The sequence below is a fragment of the Streptomyces glaucosporus genome (assembly GCF_039533345.1).
GTDB classification, from domain to species: Bacteria; Actinomycetota; Actinomycetes; order Streptomycetales; family Streptomycetaceae; genus Streptomyces; species Streptomyces glaucosporus.
The window spans coordinates 380,795-398,202 of sequence record NZ_BAAATJ010000002.1; the positions used below are offsets into that span (position 1 = coordinate 380,795).

Sequence of the window (17,408 nt, forward strand, 5' to 3'; positions counted from 1 at the left end):
GCGGGGCGGGTGTCAGCCGCCGCAGCCGCAGGAGCGGCGCACCACCAGGCCCGCGGGGAACTGGCGGACGCGCTCGCGCCGGGAGCCCGCGGCCCGCAGTCCGTCGTCCAGCACCAGGTCGACCGCCGCCCGGGCCATCGCCTCGCGGTCCGAGCCCACCGTGGTGAGCGGCGGGTCGGTCAGCGCCGCCTCCTTGACGTCGTCGAAGCCGGCCACCGCCAGTTCGCCGGGCACGTCGATGCCCAGTTCGCGGGCGGCGCGCAGCACGCCGATGGCCTGGTCGTCGGTGGCGCACACCAGCGCGGACGGACGGTCGGGGGCGGCGAGCAGGCCGAGTGCGACGCGGTAGGTGTCGTAGCGGTTGTAGGGGGCCTGGAAGAGCCGGCCCTCGGTGGAGCGGCCCGCCTCCTTCATCGCGCGCCGCCAGCCCTCCACGTGGTCGGTGACCGGGTCGCCGTAGGCGGGGGTGGACTCCACGCCGCCCAGGCAGGCCACGTACTCGTGTCCGTGCTCCAGCAGGTGGCGGGTGACCATCTGGGCGCCGCCGACGTCGTCGAGGACGACGGCCACGTCGTCGATCGCCTCGGGCCGCCGGTGGAGCAGCACCACGCGGGCGTCCCACGCCTCGATCTCGGCGGCGGCGCGCTCGCTGGGGCCCTGGCTGATGAGGATCAGGCCCGAGACGCGCATGCCGAGGAAGGCGCGCAGGTAGTGCACCTCGCGTTCGTCGAGGTAGTCGGAGTTGCCGACGAGGACCATCTTCCCGCGGTCGGCGGCGGCCTGTTCGACCGCGTGCGCCATCTCCGCGAAGAACGGCTGCCGGGCGTCCGGGACGATCAGCCCTATGAGGTCGGTGCGCCGTGAGGCCATCGCCTGGGCGACCCGGTCCGGCCGGTATCCCAGCTCCTTGATCGCCGCGAGGACGCGCTCGCGGGTGGCCGGTGCGACCGGCCGCGGACCGTTGTTGATCACATAGCTGACGACAGCGGTCGACGTACCCGCCAGTCTCGCCACATCGTCCCGCGTCACCTTCGCCACAGCGGGCAGTCTACGCGCGGTGCGTCAGTTTCCCCCCTGTCCCGTCGAGGCCGCGGAGGCCGCCCGTCCCCTTCCCGCCGCGCCGCCGGATACCGCGTCCTGGGCCATTCTCTCGGCGGCGTCGGTGACGGCCCTGGCCTCCTCCTTGGCCTTCCGCTCCTCCGCGGTGGGCTCCTTCTTCTCCTGGAGGACGAAGCGGTAGCCGACGTTCCGGACGGTTCCGATCAGCGACTCGTGCTCGGGACCGAGCTTCGCCCGCAGGCGCCGGACGTGGACGTCGACCGTGCGCGTGCCGCCGAAGTAGTCGTAGCCCCACACCTCCTGGAGGAGCTGGGCGCGGGTGAACACCCGGCCGGGGTGCTGCGCCAGGTACTTCAGCAGCTCGAACTCCTTGAAGGTCAGGTCCAGGACCCGGCCCTTGAGCTTGGCGCTGTAGGTGGCCTCGTCCACCGACAGGTCGCCGGTGCGGATCTCCATGGGGCTGTCGTCGCCGGCGATCTGCCGGCGTCCCAGGGCCAGGCGCAGCCGGGCCTCGACCTCGGCCGGTCCGGCGGTGTCCAGCAGGACGTCGTCGACGCCCCACTCGGCGGTGACGGCCGCGAGTCCGCCCTCGGTGACGATCAGGAGCAGGGGGCAGCCCGGCCCGGTGGAGTGCAGGAGCTGGCACAGGGAGCGCACCTGCGGCAGGTCGCGGCGGCCGTCGACGAGGACGACGTCGGCGCCGGGGGCGTCCACGAGCGCCGGCCCCTCGGCCGGGGCCACCCGGACGTTGTGCAGCAGCAGGCCGAGGGCGGGCAGGACTTCGGTCGACGGCTGGAGGGCGTTGGTCAGCAGAAGTAGCGAGCTCATGACGTCGAGTTCCTTCCCCGGCCCCGTGAGGGGCGTGTGGCGGCACTGCTTCGTACGGCACTCCGAAAAGCACAAAAGGACCCGGGGGCGGCACTGCCCGGATCCTCTCGTGGTCGAGAATATCCCACATGGACGACGGAGCAGAGGGGCCGGAAGAGCTTTTCCGTGGCGGCGCGGTCACCGAGGGCGACGGGCGCACGGTGGCGAGGACGGTTCCGCGGGCCCCTCTGCGGAGGTTCCTGAGGACGGACGACGGGGTGGGCGTCGACGCCCTGTACCAGCCCCGCGACGGCTCCGCGCAGGGCCTGGGCACGGACTCGGAGGGCCCGGTTCCGGGCGGGCTCGCGATCGTCGTCGCGCACGGGTTCACCGGCTCGCTGGAGCGTCCCGCGGTGCGGCGGACGGCGCGGGCGTTCTCCCGGTACGCGGGCGTGGTCACCTTCTCCTTCCGCGGTCACGGCCGCTCCGGAGGGCGTTCCACGGTCGGCGACAAGGAGGTGCTGGACCTCGCGGCGGCGGTGCGCTGGGCCCGTTCGCTGGGGCACTCGGCGGTGGCGACGGTGGGCTTCTCGATGGGCGGCTCGGTGGTGCTGCGGCACGCGGCCCTGTACCGGCCGGGAACCGGGGCGGACGGCCGGACGGAGGCCGGGGCGGACGGCCGGGCGGAAGGCGTCCGTCCGGCGGGCGCCGCGGGCGGGACGGCGCACGGGGGGCGTACGGGCGCACACGCCGACGCCGTCGTGGCCGTGAGCGCTCCGGCCCGCTGGTACTACCGCGGCACCGCGGCCATGCGCCGGGTCCACTGGGTGATACAGCGTCCCCTCGGGCGGCTGGTCTCCCGCTACGGGCTGCGCACCCGCGTCCACCACCGGGACTGGGACCCGGTGCCGCTGTCCCCGGTGGAGGCGGCGCCGCTGATCGCCCCGACCCCGCTGCTGGTCGTGCACGGCGACCGGGACGCCTACTTCCCGCTGGACCACCCCCGGTCGCTGGCGGACGCGGCCGACCCGGCGACCGCGGAACTGTGGCTGGAGCACGGCTTCGGACACGCCGAGAACGCCGCGTCCCCGGAGCTCCTGGACCGGATCGCCTCCTGGGCGGCGGCACGGGCCGGCCGGGCGGCACGCCATCATGGTGGCGGCACGACGGACGGCTGAGAGGGAACCCACCATGCCGAGCGGCACGATCCGCTACTGGGCCGCGGCCAAGGCCGCCGCCGGGACCACCGAGGAACGGTACGACGCCCATACGCTCGCCGAGGCTCTCGACGCGGCGCGCGACAGGCACGCCGCCCGGCCGGAGTTCGGCCGGGTGCTGGCGCGCTGCTCGTTCCTGGTGGACGGCGAGCCGGTCGGCAGGCGTGACCACACCATCGTCCGGCTGACCGAGGGCGGCACCGTCGAGGTGCTCCCTCCCTTCGCGGGAGGCTCCCGATGAGCGACCAGCAGTATCCCCACCAGTACCCCCAGGGGTATCCGCAGCACCCCCTGCCGCCCCAGCAGTCGTACGACGCGTACGGCTCCCACGACCACGGCGCGTACGACCCGTACGGCGGCCGGCCCGCCCCGGGGCAGGTCCCCGGCGGCTCCGACGGCCACCGCGTTCCCCACGGCCCCTCCGCCTCCCAGGGCGTCCCCCAGGACGTCCGCCGGGGCGCCGCCTCCCTGCCTCCGCAGTACCCCGGCCCCGGGCCCCTGCCGCCGGAGCCGAGCGGTCCGGCCGTCGGGGCCGCCGCGACGGCGGCGGCCACCGCGCCGGCCCCGGCGGCAGGGGCCCCCTCCCCCGCCGCGCACCGCACCGGCGACCCGATCATCGCGCCGGGCCTGCTGCCCGCCGCCCTCACCGCCGTCCTCGCCGTGCTGCTCGCGGCCGGCGCCCAGTTCCCGCGCCCGGTGACGACCGTGGCCGTGGTACTGCTCCAGGCCGTCACCGCGGCGGGCTGGTACCGGCTCAACGGGATGTGGCCGGCGCGGCAGGGCATCGCGCTGGCGTTCCTCGGCGGCGTCACCGCCGACATCGCGCTGCTGACGGCCGGCGCCGAGCACGCCCCCGCGGCCCTCGTCGGCACGCTCGGCGTCTGGACCGTCCTGGTCCTCACCCTCCAGCTGCGCAACCACAGCTCCCCCGACGAGCGGCTGTACGCCCTGACCGCCGGGGTGGCCTCCACCGCGCTCGCCGTGCTCGCCGCCGGGCACCTGGCCGCCGAGCCCGACGCGGTGACGGCCGGGGCCCTCGCCGTGGCCGCCGCGACGCTCGCCCGGGCGCTTCCGCTGCCGGGTCCGGTCTCCCTCTGCGCCGCGCTGCTGGCCGGTGCGGGCGCGGGCATCGGGGCCGGGGAGTTCACCTCCCTGGGCGCCCCGGGGGCGGTGCTGGGGCTGGCCGCCGGGGTGTGCGCGCTGATCGGCCTGCGGGTGGCCAGCTACGACTTCCCCTCCCGCTTCGTCCACATGACGGCGGGCGTGGCCCTGCCGCTGACGGCCGCCGTTCCGGCGGTGTACCTGCTGGGCAGGGCACTGGCCTAGACCTGTTCCGGCCCCCGCGCGCTAGGCTCGCCGGAACTCGACCGGCTTCCGTCAGCGTCTGTCATTTACCGATCATTCCGATCGGTCTGATCGACCCGGCCACCCTGGGGGGACCACCACGATGCGCGCACTACGGACACTCCTGATCCTTCTGGTCCTCCTGGGGGGCCTGTTCGTCGGCGCCGACCGGCTCGCGGTCGGCCTCGCCGAGGACGAGGCCGCCGCGAAGATCAAGAGTGCCAAGGGGCTGGACGAGCAGCCCTCCGTGGAGATCCACGGCTTCCCGTTCCTCACCCAGGTGCTGGGCAAGGAGCTGGACTCGGTCGACGCCACGCTGAACGGTCTGACCGTCCAGGTGGGCGGCCGGGACGTCGAGGTCAGCGAGGTGGACGTCGAGCTGGAGGGCGTACGGCTGGGGAGCGGGTTCTCCTCCGCCGTCGCCGACCGGGCCACCGGCAGCGCCCGGATCAGCTACGCGGACCTGACCGCGGCCGGGGCGAAGGGCGCCACCGTCGAGTACGCCGGCCCGGAGCGGGCGGCGAAGAACCAGGTGAAGGTCGACGTGGACATCGCCATCGCGCAGCTCACCGTCCACAGCACGGTGAGCGTCCGGAACGGGACCACCGTCGCGCTCCACGCCGAGGACCTCCCCGAGATCCCCGTGGCGGAGGACGTCGCCCGGGGGCAGATAGACCGGGAGCTGGAGATCACGGGCCTCCCCGCGGGGCTGGAGCTGGAGAAGGTCGAGGTCGACGAGAAGGGCGTCGTGCTGCGCCTGGCGGGTACGGGCGTCGAACTGATCGGGTGACCGGTCCGGCCGGGCGGCACGCGGCCGGCCCCCGATTCCCGGCCGTCCGGCAGGCGAGACGGGCCCGTCCACGCCTCGAAGCGCCTCCGAAGGCGTCCCGGCGCGCACCAGGGGCCGCGTCGGGGGCCTTTGGCCACCGTCTCAGCGTACGGACCGTGTCGTCTTGCGATGCGGAACGACGGTGACACGCCGGGCCCTCCCTCCCTACGATCGGACCCATGATGCGACAGGCGGATCTCACCAAGCGACGGACAGTCGACCTGTGCCGCGTCGCCGCCATGCTCTGTCGCGCCGTCCTCTGACGGCTGACCCGGTGCCTCCGAAGCCCTGACCGCAGCCGCGCACCGTTCCGCTGTTCCGCTCCGCGACGTACAGCGCCGTGCGTGCCCGCCGGCGCCCGGCGACGCCGCGCGCACATCCACCGCACACCCTGAACCGCCCTCCGGAGGAGAGACATGAGCCGCAGTGACGTCCTGGTGGACGCCGACTGGGTCGAGGCCCACATCGACGACCCCAAGGTGGTCATCGTCGAGGTCGACGAGGACACCACGGCCTACGAGAAGAACCACATCAGGAACGCCGTCCGGATCGACTGGAAGAACGAGCTCCAGGACCCGGTGCGCCGCGACTTCGTCGACCGTGCCGGCTTCGAGAAGCTGCTGTCGGAGAAGGGCATCGCCAACGACGACACCGTCGTCCTCTACGGCGGCAACAACAACTGGTTCGCGGCCTACGCCTACTGGTACTTCAAGCTCTACGGCCACCAGGACGTGAAGCTCCTCGACGGCGGCCGCAAGAAGTGGGAGCTGGACGCCCGCGAGCTGGTCACCGAGGTCCCGTCCCGCCCGAAGACCGAGTACAAGGCCAAGGAGCAGGACACCTCCATCCGCGCCTTCCGCGACGAGGTCCTCGACGCGATCGGCAAGAAGAACCTGGTGGACGTCCGCTCCCCCGACGAGTTCAGCGGCAAGCTGCTCGCCCCGGCCCACCTCCCGCAGGAGCAGTCGCAGCGCCCCGGCCACATCCCGACCTCCCGCAACATCCCCTGGTCGAAGAACGCCAACGACGACGGCACCTTCAAGTCGGACGAGGAGCTGAAGGCCCTCTACGAGGAGTCGGGCGTCGACTTCTCCAAGGACACCATCGCCCTGTGCCGCATCGGCGAGCGCTCCTCGCTCACCTGGTTCGTGCTCCGCGAGCTGCTGGGCCAGGAGAACGTCAAGAACTACGACGGCTCCTGGACCGAGTACGGCTCGCTGGTGGGCGTGCCGATCGAGCTCGGCCCCGGCGACAACTGAGCCGGCCCTCCCGTCCCACTCCTCCACTTCCCGTCAGAGAAGGAAGAGCACCCAGACATGTGCGGAGCCCAGGCAGGCGGCCCTGACGCCTCCACCATCAGGCCCGGCGAGACGACGATCCAGGGCCAGGTGACCCGCGACGGCGAGCCCGTCACCGGGTACGTCCGTCTGCTGGACAGCAACGGCGAGTTCACCGCGGAGGTCCCGACCTCCGCCACCGGCCAGTTCCGCTTCTACGCGGCCGAGGGCACCTGGACCGTGCGCGCCCTGGTGCCCGGCGGCAAGGCGGACCGCACCGTCGTCGCCCAGAAGGGCGGTCTGACGGAGGTCGCCATCGCCTTGTGACGCGGTACGGCGGCGGCCCGCCGGAACGGGCCGCCGCCGCGGACGTGCGGAGGCCGCGCCCCCGAGGGTTGGACACCGTCGGGCGCGGCCTCCGCGCTTGTCCGCCGTACCCGTCCGCCGGGCCTGCCCGTGCCGCCGTCCCGCCGTGCGGGAGCGGTCAGTAGACGAGCGCCTGCACGCCCTCGCCCATGGCCTCGCTGACGAAGACCTGCGCCCCGGCGATGCGCACCCCCTCGATCACGTCCTTCTCCCCGATGCCGCGCCGGGCCGCGCACTGGGTGCACAGGGTGATCCGCCCGCCCGCCAGGATGCCCTCCAGCAGCTCCGGCAGCGGCGCGGAGTGCGGCAGCTCGAACTCCGCCGCCCGGCCGGGCAGCGCGAACCACGCCGACTCCCCGGTCAGCCAGAGCGAGACCTCCACCCCGCTGGCCACGGCCACCGCGGCCACCGTGAAGGCCTGCGAGCACCGCTCGGGCGCGTCCGCCCCGGCCGTCACCTTGATCACGAGCTTCTTCGAATCGGCTGCCATGCCGACCACGGTAGTCCGGCCGCAATCCGATCGTGATCGGCGGGGGCACAACCTTCCGGTCTCCTGACTTGTCAGCGAACAGACAAGAAGTGTGAGGAGATCACCATGTCCGCCTTCCCGCCTCCCCCGGCGGAGTCCTCCGGGCCCCCGCCCCCACCGCGGGACCTCCCGCAGGGCCCATCGCAGGACGGGCCGCAGGACGGACCCGGCGCCCCGGCGCGCCGCCGCGGCCGTACCGCCCCGCTGATCGCCTGCGCGGCGCTGCTCGGCACCGTCGCCGGCACCGCCGTCGGCTACACCGTGCAGGCCGACCGCGCCCCCACCCCGCTGCCCCCGCTGTCCCAGGCCGAACTGTCGTACCCGGACAAGCCGCTGCCGAAGGGGAAGGAGCCCGAACCGCTCACCGCCGGGCAGGACCGGCGAGTGCGGACGGACGGCGACCTGCGCGAGCTGCTCGTGAAGAGGCCCAGGGGCGCGCGGGAGCCGGACCTGGCCCTCGACGACGGCTGGCTCTCCCCGTCCGCCTACGCCTCGAAGTTCGAGCACCCCGACCACATGTTCACCACCCTGGTCCAGGGGCAGGGGCTGCGCCGCGTCGCGTCCGTCTCCTGGGAGGAGGGCCGGTACCGGGAGGTGCGCATCGACCTCGTCCAGTTCCGGGAGGACCGCGAGCGCTCCGCCGCCGGCTTCGTGGCGGAGCAGCAGGCGTACATGTCCGGGGCCGACCACGCGGGCAACGGCGGCAAGCCCCTGAAGGGGTCGGGCAACGGCCGGTACTACGTCTACGACGAGCCCCGGCGCAAACCGGGCTACCTGCCCATGTACCAGGTCCGGGCCATCGCCCAGCGCGGGGACGTGGCGATGGACATCCACGTCTACGACAGCGAACCGATCAGCGAGCGGTACATCAGCTCCCTCGCCGAGCGCCAACTGGAGCGGCTGTGAACGAACCGGAGAACAGCACCGGTCACGGCACCGGGCACGGAACCGCCGCCGGACCCCACGGCGAGCCGCGTCCCGGAACGGCCCGGCCCCGCCGCGCCCTCCTCCCGGCCCTGGCCGCCCTGCTGGTCCTCGGAGCGGTGGGCGGCGGCCTGGCCTACACCAAGACGACCGCGGACAACGCCGACCGCTCCTCCCCCACCAGGATCTGGAAGAAGCCGGCGAAGACGCCCTCGGACGACGATCCCGCCCCGGACCCCGGGCGCGGCCGCTCCGACAGCGCGCTGCGGAAGAAGCTGCTCCCGGTGCCCGAGGGCTTCTCCCTGGGCCCGGACATCGCGGAGTTCGGCAACGACGCCGAGCTGAGCGGCCGGCAGGCCCAGGCCCTGATGGAGGAGAGCGTCCGGGGGCTGCCCGCCGAGCAGCGGCGGGAGCACCGCGCGCAGGTCGGGAAGCTGCGCCTCCAGGGCGTGGTGATGCGCTCGTACGTCCCGGACACCGGCGACTTCGCCGCCGAGATCCAGATCGCCCGGATGGCGAACGAGAAGGCCGTCCGGGACCTGAGCGGATTCCGGTCCGAACTGCTGGAGGCGCTGTCGGTGTTCCGCGACGGGCCGAGGATCAAGGGGCACGGGAACGCCCGGTGCTTCCTGCCGCCCGAGGACGGCGAGTCCGAGCTGGAGTCGATGTTCTGCACGGCCCACCAGGACGGGCTGCTGGTCTCCTTCTCCGCGGACGGCGTCAAGCCCTTCCCGGAGAAGGCCGCCGCGGCGCTGCTGAAGGACCAGCTCGACCACCTGGAATCCCCGGGGGAGTACATATGACCGAGTCCGTGACCGACGAGCCGGGGCGGACCCGGGACGACTCCGCCCCGCGGACCCCGGAGACCCGGGCGACGCCGCAGGCCCCGGAGGCGCCGCAGGCACCGGAACACCCGGCGCCTCCGGAGGTCCCGGCACCTGCGGCGCCTCCGGCGGAGACCGCCGAGGCGGGGACGGCCGCGGCCCCCGCACCGCTCCGGGCGCCGCGCCGCCCCTCCTCCCCCCTCCTGCGGGCCGCCGGGAGGTGGACGGCCGCCGTGGCCGCCTTCGGCGTGTTCTGCGCGGGCACCGCGTACGGCATCACCCGGCTGGAGCGCCACGAGGTGCCGGGCCTGGCCACCGAGAGCGACGGGCGCTGGAAGTACCCGGAACTCTCCCTTCCCGCCCTCCCCTCGGGCTCCCCGCGCCCGTTCGCACCGGGCAACCGGGCCCAGGTCCACCACGCCGACCTGCGGGACCTGCTGATCCCGGCCCCGGAGGGCGCCGAGGAGGACAAGGGGCTGCCCGCGCTGAAGGGCGGCTGGGTCCCGGTCGAGGACTACACCGGGCTCTACGGCGAGGAGGACGGCGAGAAGCTTCGGCAGCGGCTGGTGGACGACGCCGTGCGGCACATCGCCGCCCGCGGCTGGACGATGCCGGACGGCACCCGCACCAGCGTCCACCTGCTGCGGTTCAACACCGGCGCCGTCGCCGACGACTTCCACGTCCAGAACCTGCACCAGGGGATCGTCCCCGGAACGCCGCTCGTCGAGGCCCCGGAGTCGGAACTCGACGCGGACTGGCCGAGCGACGCCCGCCCGGAGAACGTCTTCGTGTACGCCTACGACGAGAAGAAGCCGCGCGGCGACACCCACACCCGCCACGCCTACCTGCTGGCCGGGGACACCGTCGCCCTGGTCGTCCAGTCCCGGAAGGGCACGGCCCCGGCGGTGCCGTTCCGGCAGACGGTGATCCTCCAGGCCCAGCTCCTGGGCTGAGCCCCCGCCACCGGCCGGGGTCCCGCGGCGGGGCGGCGCACCTCACAGCACCGCCCCGCCGCGGGACGACTAGACTCGTCGGCGGGCCGCCCACCGGCCCGTTCGTCCGTGCGAAGCGAGGAGCGCTCCCGTGCTTGAGGCATTCTTCACCGCCCTGCTGGTCCTGGTCTGCGTCGGCGTCCTGGCGTTCATGGGGCTGACCGTGAAGAAGCTGTACCAGGGCCAGCGCTGATCCGTCCCGCAGACCGCCCTCCCGTCCGTCACGCCCTCGACAGATCGTCTGAGCACCCCATGATCGAGATCCCGTCCGACCTCCACCCGGACCTCGTGCCCCTCGCGTTCCTCCTCGGCAACTGGACGGGCGCCGGCGTCGCCGACTTCCCCGGACGCGAGCAGTGCAACTTCGGGCAGGAGGTCACCTTCAGCCACGACGGCCGGAACTTCCTGGAGTACGTCTCCCACAGCTGGGAGCTGGACTCCAAGGGCGAGAAGGTCCGCCCGCTGGAGACCGAGACCGGCTACTGGCGGATCGACAAGGACCGCAAGGTCGAGGTCGTCATGATCCGCGACCGCGGCATCGCCGAGGTCTGGTACGGCGAGATGGCCGAGAAGAAGCCCCAGATCGACCTGGCCACGGACGCCGTCGCCCGGCTCGCCTCCGCCGGGGAGTACTCCGGCGGCAAGCGCCTGTACGGCTACGTCAAGGGCGACCTGATGTGGGTGGGCGAGCTCGCCACCCCCACCACTCCGCTGCGCCCGTACATGTCGGCCCACCTGAAGAAGGTCGTCGACCCCAGCGAGTGGGCGAAGGACCTGAAGGACCTCCCGGACGACGGGATCGCCTTCTTCAAGTGACCCCGGACGGCGGGCCGCTCCGGCGCGTCCCGTCACCGGCCCCTCCCCGGCGGCGTCCTCCTACACTGGCCGTGTGGTGAGCACCGACTGGCAGAGCGACCTACGCAGACGCGGATACCGGCTGACGCCGCAGCGCCAGCTCGTGCTGGAGGCCGTGGACAAGCTGGAGCACTCCACTCCGGAGGACATCCTCGCCGAGGTGCGGCGCACGGCGGGGAGCGTGAACATCTCCACCGTCTACCGCACGCTGGAGCTGCTGGAGGAGCTGGGGCTGGTCAGCCACGCCCATCTGGGCCACGGCGCTCCCACCTACCACCTGGCCGACCGGCACGACCACATGCACCTGGTGTGCCGGGACTGCACGAAGGTGATCGAGGCCGACATGTCGCTGGCCGCCGACTTCACCGACCGGCTGCGGGAGAAGTTCGGGTTCGACACCGACATGAAGCACTTCGCGATCTTCGGCCGGTGCCAGAGCTGCGCGGCCGAGCGCTCCGGCGGAGACGGCGGGAACGCCGGGAGCGGCCGGAACGGCGGGCACGCCGCCGACGAGGAGGGCTCCGGCGGCACGGGCGGGAGCGCGGCCGGCACGGAGCCGTAGGCTGGTCGCATGTCGTACAAGAGCCCTCTGCTGTCGCTCCCCGGTGCCGTCCCCGCCGAAGGGCCGGACGAAGGCGTCGCCGCCCACTACGGCGACCTCTTCCGCGAGCAGCGCACGCTCGCGGACGGCGGCGGACTGGTGGACCTCTCGCACCGCGGCGTGGTCACCGTCTCCGGCGAGGACCGGCTGAGCTGGCTCCACCTGCTGCTCACCCAGCACGTGAGCGAACTGGAGCCCGGCCGCGCCACGGAGGCGCTGATCCTCTCCCCGAACGGCCACGTCGAGCACGCGCTCTACCTCGTCGACGACGGCTCCACCGTCTGGATCCACACCGAGCCGGGCGCCCAGGACGCGCTGATCTCGTACCTGGAGAGCATGAAGTTCTTCTACCGGGTCGAGGTGAGGGACGCGACGGCCGAGTACGCCGTGGTCCACCTCCCGGCGGGCTCCATCGCCGAGGTCCCGGAGGGCACCGTCGTCCGTGAGACGCCCTACGGGCGGGACGTGTTCCTGCCGCGCGGCGAGCTGGAGTCCTTCGCCGCCGCCCACGGCCCGGTGATCGGCGCGCTGGCCCTGGAGGCGCTGCGCGTGGAGGCCCACCGCCCGCGGCTGGGCCTGGAGACCGACCACCGGACGATCCCCCACGAGGTGGGCTGGATCGGCACGGCCGTCCACCTGAACAAGGGCTGCTACCGCGGTCAGGAGACGGTGGCGCGCGTCCACAACCTGGGGAAGCCGCCGCGCCGGCTGGTCTTCCTCCACCTGGACGGCAGCGAGGTGCACCTGCCCGGCCACGGCACGCCCGTCCGGCTGGCCGCGGACGGCCCCGAGGGACGGCAGCTCGGCTTCGTCACCACCTCCGCCCGCCACCACGAACTGGGCCCGATCGCCCTGGCCCTGGTGAAGCGGAACGTCCCGGTGGACGCGCCCCTGCTGGCGGGCGACACGGCGGCGGCCCAGGAGGTCGTCGTCGAGCCGTAGGCGCCGGGCCGCGGGGCCGCCGCCGCGAACGCGCCGTCCCCGCCCGGGAGTTCACGGGCGGCGGGTTCCGCGGCGGGCCGGGCGGCCTCACACCTCCAGCAGCACCGTGAACGGGCCGTCGTTGGTGAGCGAGACCTCCATCTTCGCCCCGAACCGGCCCGTCTCCACATGTGCGCCCAGCGCCCGCAGCCGGGCGCACACCTCGTCCACCAGGGGCTCGGCGACCGGGCCGGGCGCGGCGGCGTTCCAGGTGGGACGGCGGCCCTTGCGGGCGTCCCCGTAGAGGGTGAACTGGCTGACGACCAGCAGCGGCGCACCGGTGTCCGAGCAGGACTTCTCGCCCTCCAGGACCCGCAGGCTCCACAGTTTGCGCGCGAGCCTGTCGGCCTTCTCCGGGGTGTCGTCGTGGGTGACGCCGACCAGGACGCACAGGCCCTCGCCCACGATCTCGCCGACGGTCTCCCCGTCCACGGTGACCTTCGCCCCGTTCGCCCTCTGCACCACAGCACGCATGCGGACCATCATGCCCTGCCCCGCCGGACGGGTGGCCCCCGCTGCACGGAGGGTGCCCGCAGTGGCACGATGCGTACAGCGCGGTGCGCACGGTGGCCGATGCGGCGCATCCGTGACGGACCGTGGCGTTCCACCGCAAGCCACGGCACAGAGGGGATGAGGGGCACACGAACATGAGCGCTGCCGGAACCGGGCGGACGCCCGGAACCGTTCCCACCGCCCGTACGGCACAGCCCTCCGGGACGGACACACCCGAGACGCGGGACGCACCCCCCGCGCCTCCCGCACAGCCCGTACCGCCCGCACGGTCCGGGCAGGCCGGGCAGGCCGGGCAGCCGTCCCCGTACGGCGCGCTCCCGGCGGTCCTGCGCGACACCGAGCCGCCGGAGCTGACCGGCCTGCGGCTGCCCCAGCTGCGCGAACTGCGCCGCCAGGCGCAGCAGGAGGAGGCGGACCTCAGCTATGTGCGGCGGCTGCTCCAGGGCCGGATCGACATCCTCCGCGCCGAACTGGCCCGCCGCAGCGCCGCGGACGTCCCCATCGTCGACCGGCTCGCGGAGATCCTCGCCGACGGCCCCGCCCCCGGAGGAGGACCCTCCCGGTCCGCCCGCCATGTGACGCTTCGCACACCGCGCAGCGAGGAGTACCGGAGGCTCGCCGAGGGGATGCTCGCCGAGGTCGAGCTCTCCGACCTCACCGCCCGCACCGACGCCGAACTGCACGCCGCCATGGCGCGGTTGGGCCAGTACGAGCACCAGATCTCCCGGCGCCGCAGGGCCCTCCAGGAGACGGCGAACGGATGCAGCACGGAGATCGCCCGCAGGTACCGTGAAGGCGAAGCACGCGTGGACGACCTGCTCCCCTGACCCCGGGCGGCGGTCGTCCCCCCTACACCCAGGGAAGGCCGCCTCCATGACCACCCTCATGTCCGCCGCCTCGTCCGGCACGTCCGCCGACGCCGCGCCCCCGGTCCTCGCCGAGGTCGTCCGCTCCGGTTTCACCGAGGGCCGGCACCGCGGCTCGCTGGTGGTGCTCGGCCGGGACGGCGGTGTGGAGTGGTCGCTGGGCGACGTGTCCGGGCCGGTCTTCCCCCGTTCCTGCAACAAGCCGATGCAGGCCGCGGCCGTGCTCCGCGCCGGGCTGGAGCTGTCGGGCGAGCGTCTGGCGCTGGCGGCGGCCAGCCACTCCGGCGAAACGTTCCACCAGGAGCTGGTGAGGACGATGCTCGCCGAGTACGGCCTGACCGAGGACGAGCTGGGCTGCCCGCCCGACATGCCGCTGGACCGCGAGGAGCACGACCGGTGCCTGGCGGCCGGCGCGCGGCCGTCCCGGGTGGCGATGAACTGCTCGGGCAAGCACACCGCGATGCTCGCCGCCTGCGCCGCGAACGGCTGGCCGCGCGACGGCTACCTCGACCCCGGCCACCCCCTCCAGGTGCTGGCCCGCGAGAGCGTCGAGGCCGCCGCGGGCGAGCCCGTCGCCCACACCGGCACCGACGGCTGCGGCGCGCCGCTGTTCGCCCTCTCCCTCACCGGCCTGGCCCGCGCCTTCCGCTCCTGCGTGCTGGCGGAGCCGGGCACCCCCGAGCGCCGGGTCGCGGACGCCATGCGCGCCCATCCCGAGTACGTCGCGGGCACCCGCCGCGCCGACACGTGGCTGATGCGCGAGGTGCCCGGCGCCCTGGCGAAGATGGGCGCCGAGGCCGTCCAGGCGGTGGCGCTGCCCGACGGCCGCGCCCTGGCGTTCAAGATCGAGGACGGCGGGCAGCGGGCGCTCGGCCCGGTCCTGGCCCGCGCGCTGGAGCGGATGGGCGTGGACTCCCCCGTCCTGGCGCGGATCGCCGACGCCCCGCTGCTGGGCGGCGGCGAGAGGGTGGGGGAAATCCGGGCGACGTTCTGACCCCGCCCGGCCTAGCGTGCTCCCATGCGCCATGACGACCCCGACATCCGGCCGCTGACCGAGGACGACGACTACCCGCGGTGGGTGCGGGCCCTGGGAGCGGGGTTCCTGCGCTCCTCGGAGGTCGGTGAGGAGGAGTTCGAAGTCCGGCGCGGCGGCATCGACCCGGACCGCACCCTGGGGGCGTTCGACGGCGACCGCTGCGTCGCCACGTTCCGCACCCTGCCGCAGCGCCTCACCGTCCCCGGCGGGGCCTCGGTGGCCTCCTGCGCCGTCACCAACGTCACCGTCACCGCCACCCACCGCCGCCGCGGGCTGCTGACGCGGATGATGACGCGGGCGCTGGCCGAGGGGAAGGAGCGCGGGGAGGTCTGCTCCACGCTGGACTCCGCCGAGTACCCGATCTACGGCCGCTTCGGCTACGGCCCGGCCGCCTGGACGACCGAGTGGGAGGTGGACGTCCACCGCGCCGGCCTGGACCGGCGCCGGCCGGCGCCGGAGGACGAGGGCGCCCGGATCGACCTGGCCGACGGCGCCGAGGTGCGCGCCGAGGGGGCCGCCCTCCACGAGCGGGTGCGCGCCCTGCCCGACCGCCAGGGGATGGTCGACCGCGGCGAGCGCTGGTGGAGGCTGTACACCGGTGAGCTCGACTGGCCCGGCAGCGGCTGGACGCGGCCCTTCCACGTCCTCCACCGGGACGCCTCCGGGCAGGTGCAGGGCCTGGCGACGTACACGGCGGACGAGCACTGGGAGCACAACGCGCCGCACGCGAACCTCCGCGTCCGCGACCTGATCGCCGCCACGCCCGAGGCCGAGCGGGACCTGTGGCACCACCTGCTGTCCGTCGACTGGGTCGCCACCGTCCACACCGGCGGCCGCGCCCCCGACGACCTGCTCCCGCAGCTCCTGCCGGACGCGCGCGCCGCCCGGATCCGCACCCACACGGACTTCCTGTGGCTGCGTCCCCTGGACGTCCCGGCGCTGCTGGAGGCCCGCTCCTACCCGGTCTCCGCCTCCCTGGTGCTGGACCTGCGCGATCCGATGGGCCTGGCGGGCGGACGCTTCCTGCTGGACGCCTCCCCCGAGGGCGCGAGCTGCTCGCCCACCACGCGCTCCGCCGACCTGGCGATGGGGGTGGACGCGCTGGGCTCGCTGTACCTGGGCGACGAGTCGGCCTCGCGGCTGCGGGCGCTGGGGCGGCTGGCCGAGGAGCGGCCGGGCGCGGCGGCCCTGGCGGACGTCCTGCTGCGCACGGCCCGCCGCCCCTGGTGCCCGGACGAGTTCTGACGCCCCCCGGTGTCGGTGTCCCACCGGGTGCCGCCCCGCCTCCGGTGGAGCAGGTACGGGCCGGCGACCGCTCCGGCCGCCGCCAGGTGGAAGGGCGTCAGTCCGAGCGCGAAGGGCATCGGCGTGTCGGGGACGACCTCGGCCGTGACGCCGATGGCCGCGGCGAGCAGCTCGCCGGGGACGAAGCAGCAGACGATGCCGCAGGCGATGCCGCCGAGCGCGGCGAGCAGGTGTTCCACGGGAATCCCACCTCCAGAGGTCGCGAGGGGGCCCGGACGGGAGAGGCCGCCGGGCCTTTGGGCGGGTTCACAGGTAGGAGGGGCCGGTGACCCGGCCCCGGAAGGTCCACCACAGCCACACCTGGGCGGCCAGCAGCAGCGGTGTGACGGCCAGCAGTGCCGGGACCAGCAGGCCCAGCACCGGGCCCTGCGCGGCGGTGTCGGCCAGGGGCAGCCGGGCGCCGGCGGCGAGCGGCAGGGCGGCCATGGCCGCGGAGGTGAGCGTGAAGGTCCCCGGGCCGCCGGTGCGTCCCGTGTGCCGCCGGGCGCGCTCGTACGGGGGGCCCGTCAGCCGCAGCGCGGCGAAGGCCACTCCGTGGGCGGCGAAGAGGGCGGTCACGCCCAGGGCGGTGAGCGCGGCGGCGGGGCCGCCGGCCGGTTCGGCGGGGTCGCCGGTCAGCACTCCGGCCAGCAGCCATCCCCAGGAGAGGGCGGCGGCCCAGCTCCCCGCGGTGACCATGCCGTCGCAGAGGGCGTGCCAGGCGCGGTGGGCCGCGCGTCCGCGCCACCACAGGCCCGCGTCGCGCACGATCCAGCCGGTCAGCAGTGCGACCAGGACGGCGAACTGCCCGCTGAACAGGTCCCCCTCCAGCGCCGGGAAGCAGCCGATGAACACCCCGGCGGCGGCGACCAGCCACACCTCGTTGCCGAGGAAGAACGGCGCGATGGCGGCCAGCACGAGCCGCCGTTCGCTCCCGTCGCGCCCCAGGCGGGGCAGGAGCATGCCGACGCCGAGGTCGGCGCCGCCGAGCACGAGGTATCCGGCGGTGAAGAGGCCCAGCAGGGCCGCGGCGAGGGTTTCCACGGGCGCGCTCCGGTCGGATGCGGGTCGGCAGGGGTCGGTTCGGTTCGGTGGGCGTCGGCG

General features: G+C 74.3%; 20 protein-coding genes and 1 pseudogene. 15 read left to right on the plus strand and 6 right to left on the minus strand.

What is annotated here, in order from left to right; genetic code table 11:
• Nucleotides 1-12 precede the first annotated feature (12 nt).
• Both ABD358_RS03900 and ABD358_RS03905 read right to left on the minus strand, forming a co-directional pair.
• Entirely contained in the window at nt 13-1,038 is a 1,026-nt protein-coding gene (locus ABD358_RS03900; RefSeq protein WP_344629377.1) for a LacI family DNA-binding transcriptional regulator, read from the minus strand.
• Nucleotides 1,039-1,062: 24 nt separating this feature from the next.
• Complete coding sequence (locus ABD358_RS03905; protein ID WP_344629378.1) at nt 1,063-1,887, minus strand: winged helix-turn-helix transcriptional regulator; 825 nt, start codon at nt 1,885-1,887, stop codon at nt 1,063-1,065.
• A gap of 128 nt (nt 1,888-2,015) precedes the next feature.
• On the opposite strand from ABD358_RS03905, the gene ABD358_RS03910 reads away from it, so the two are divergent.
• The 6 genes from ABD358_RS03910 (at nt 2,016) to ABD358_RS03935 (ending at nt 6,860) form a co-directional block, all read left to right on the plus strand.
• Nucleotides 2,016-3,044, plus strand: coding sequence for an alpha/beta hydrolase (locus ABD358_RS03910; protein ID WP_344629379.1), 1,029 nt, complete (start codon nt 2,016-2,018; stop codon nt 3,042-3,044).
• A 13-nt stretch (nt 3,045-3,057) separates the two neighbouring features.
• Complete coding sequence (locus ABD358_RS03915) at nt 3,058-3,324, plus strand: MoaD/ThiS family protein (RefSeq protein ID WP_344629380.1); 267 nt, start codon at nt 3,058-3,060, stop codon at nt 3,322-3,324.
• Nucleotides 3,321-4,409, plus strand: coding sequence for a hypothetical protein (locus ABD358_RS03920; protein WP_344629381.1), 1,089 nt, complete (start codon nt 3,321-3,323; stop codon nt 4,407-4,409). Before ABD358_RS03915 ends, ABD358_RS03920 begins: the two co-directional genes overlap by 4 nt.
• Nucleotides 4,410-4,530: 121 nt before the next feature.
• Complete coding sequence (locus ABD358_RS03925; RefSeq protein WP_344629382.1) at nt 4,531-5,217, plus strand: LmeA family phospholipid-binding protein; 687 nt, start codon at nt 4,531-4,533, stop codon at nt 5,215-5,217.
• Nucleotides 5,218-5,672: 455 nt separating this feature from the next.
• Nucleotides 5,673-6,515, plus strand: a complete 843-nt coding sequence (locus ABD358_RS03930) for a sulfurtransferase (RefSeq protein WP_344629383.1) — start codon at nt 5,673-5,675, stop codon at nt 6,513-6,515.
• A gap of 57 nt (nt 6,516-6,572) precedes the next feature.
• Nucleotides 6,573-6,860 (plus strand): DUF1416 domain-containing protein, encoded by a 288-nt coding sequence (locus ABD358_RS03935; protein WP_344629384.1) that lies wholly within the window; start codon nt 6,573-6,575, stop codon nt 6,858-6,860.
• Between the two features lie 157 nt (nt 6,861-7,017).
• Here the strand turns inward: ABD358_RS03935 and ABD358_RS03940 are convergent, their stop codons facing one another.
• Nucleotides 7,018-7,389, minus strand: coding sequence for a DsrE family protein (locus tag ABD358_RS03940; RefSeq protein WP_344629385.1), 372 nt, complete (start codon nt 7,387-7,389; stop codon nt 7,018-7,020).
• A gap of 105 nt (nt 7,390-7,494) precedes the next feature.
• Here ABD358_RS03940 and ABD358_RS03945 point away from each other — a divergent pair, with 105 nt between their 5' ends.
• The 6 genes from ABD358_RS03945 (at nt 7,495) to ygfZ (ending at nt 12,566) form a co-directional block, all read left to right on the plus strand.
• Nucleotides 7,495-8,334: a hypothetical protein gene (locus ABD358_RS03945; protein ID WP_344629386.1), complete on the plus strand. Its 840-nt coding sequence runs from the start codon at nt 7,495-7,497 to the stop codon at nt 8,332-8,334.
• Nucleotides 8,331-9,155 (plus strand): hypothetical protein, encoded by an 825-nt coding sequence (locus ABD358_RS03950; protein WP_344629387.1) that lies wholly within the window; start codon nt 8,331-8,333, stop codon nt 9,153-9,155. Before ABD358_RS03945 ends, ABD358_RS03950 begins: the two co-directional genes overlap by 4 nt.
• Nucleotides 9,152-10,129, plus strand: a complete 978-nt coding sequence (locus ABD358_RS03955) for a hypothetical protein (RefSeq protein WP_344629388.1) — start codon at nt 9,152-9,154, stop codon at nt 10,127-10,129. The genes ABD358_RS03950 and ABD358_RS03955 overlap by 4 nt, the downstream gene beginning before the upstream one ends.
• Nucleotides 10,130-10,420: 291 nt before the next feature.
• A complete protein-coding gene (locus ABD358_RS03960; protein WP_344629389.1) occupies nt 10,421-10,984 on the plus strand; it encodes a heme-binding beta-barrel domain-containing protein in 564 nt (187 codons plus the stop codon).
• A gap of 73 nt (nt 10,985-11,057) precedes the next feature.
• On the plus strand, nt 11,058-11,585 hold the full coding sequence (locus ABD358_RS03965; protein ID WP_344629390.1) for a Fur family transcriptional regulator: 528 nt from the start codon (nt 11,058-11,060) through the stop codon (nt 11,583-11,585).
• A 9-nt stretch (nt 11,586-11,594) separates the two neighbouring features.
• A complete protein-coding gene (gene ygfZ / locus ABD358_RS03970; protein ID WP_344629391.1) occupies nt 11,595-12,566 on the plus strand; it encodes a CAF17-like 4Fe-4S cluster assembly/insertion protein YgfZ in 972 nt (323 codons plus the stop codon).
• An 87-nt stretch (nt 12,567-12,653) separates the two neighbouring features.
• Here the strand turns inward: ygfZ and dtd are convergent, their stop codons facing one another.
• Nucleotides 12,654-13,079 carry a D-aminoacyl-tRNA deacylase gene (dtd, locus tag ABD358_RS03975; protein ID WP_344629392.1) on the minus strand — a complete coding sequence of 142 codons (426 nt, stop codon included), beginning with the start codon at nt 13,077-13,079 and terminating at the stop codon, nt 12,654-12,656.
• A 173-nt stretch (nt 13,080-13,252) separates the two neighbouring features.
• Between dtd and ABD358_RS03980 the strand changes: the two genes are divergently transcribed.
• From ABD358_RS03980 to ABD358_RS03990, 3 genes are read left to right on the plus strand one after another with little or no spacing between them, the layout of a single operon-like run.
• Nucleotides 13,253-13,945, plus strand: coding sequence for an RsiG family protein (locus ABD358_RS03980; RefSeq protein ID WP_344629393.1), 693 nt, complete (start codon nt 13,253-13,255; stop codon nt 13,943-13,945).
• 46 nt (nt 13,946-13,991) lie between these two features.
• Entirely contained in the window at nt 13,992-14,978 is a 987-nt protein-coding gene (locus ABD358_RS03985; protein WP_344629394.1) for an asparaginase, read from the plus strand.
• 24 nt (nt 14,979-15,002) lie between these two features.
• Entirely contained in the window at nt 15,003-16,265 is a 1,263-nt protein-coding gene (locus ABD358_RS03990) for a GNAT family N-acetyltransferase (protein ID WP_344629395.1), read from the plus strand.
• Between the two features lie 50 nt (nt 16,266-16,315).
• Here ABD358_RS03990 and ABD358_RS28380 read toward each other — a convergent pair.
• A pseudogene (locus tag ABD358_RS28380) lies at nt 16,316-16,504 on the minus strand (DUF5957 family protein); the annotation flags it as partial.
• Nucleotides 16,505-16,571: 67 nt separating this feature from the next.
• The gene (locus tag ABD358_RS03995; RefSeq protein ID WP_344629396.1) at nt 16,572-17,348 is read right to left on the minus strand and encodes a cytochrome d ubiquinol oxidase subunit II; all 777 of its coding nucleotides are present in this window, start codon (nt 17,346-17,348) and stop codon (nt 16,572-16,574) included.
• Nucleotides 17,349-17,408: the final 60 nt, after the last annotated feature.